Raw genomic sequence first — 438 nt, 5'->3', positions numbered from 1 at the left:
TCAGCGATCATGTGCGCCCGGTGCAGCTCCGTCCGCCGACAGTGCACGAGACTGTCGATCTTGTCGTCGGTGATCACCGAGCGAGTGCGCCGGTGGTCGAGCGGCCCCGCCTCACGATCGCGCCGGCTCCACCCGTTCCGGGGAACGGCACACCCAGCGGCTCGGGTCGCAGCTGTGGGACGCGCTCCATCGGAGGTGCAGCGTCATGATCCCCGGTCACGTGCGCCTACGGCAGCGCACTACGCCCCCACTGCATCGGGCCGCCGATCAGTTCGCCGGTGATCGGCGTTCGAATGCGCCGGCGGTCACGTGGCCTGCCACAACACCACACGGCCGCCGACGGGCACGTGTTTCCCCAGCTCATCCGCAGTCGTGAGTGGCAGCTCAGGTCACCGAGATCCGGCGGATCAAGGCGCGGGTCGACGACGAGCGGCTCCC

1 protein-coding gene is annotated in these 438 nt (G+C 69.6%); it reads right to left on the bottom strand.

What is annotated here, in order from left to right:
• Positions 1-226: 226 nt before the first annotated feature.
• A partial coding sequence (locus tag AB0B41_RS33780; protein WP_358210626.1) for a hypothetical protein occupies positions 227-438 on the bottom strand: 212 nt, incomplete at its 5' end.

This window comes from Pseudonocardia sp. NPDC049154, assembly GCF_040648315.1.
In the GTDB taxonomy this organism is placed as follows: Bacteria; Actinomycetota; Actinomycetes; order Mycobacteriales; family Pseudonocardiaceae; genus Pseudonocardia.
Note: the sequence above shows the minus strand (reverse complement) of the source record. Positions and strands in the feature narration are given on the sequence as shown.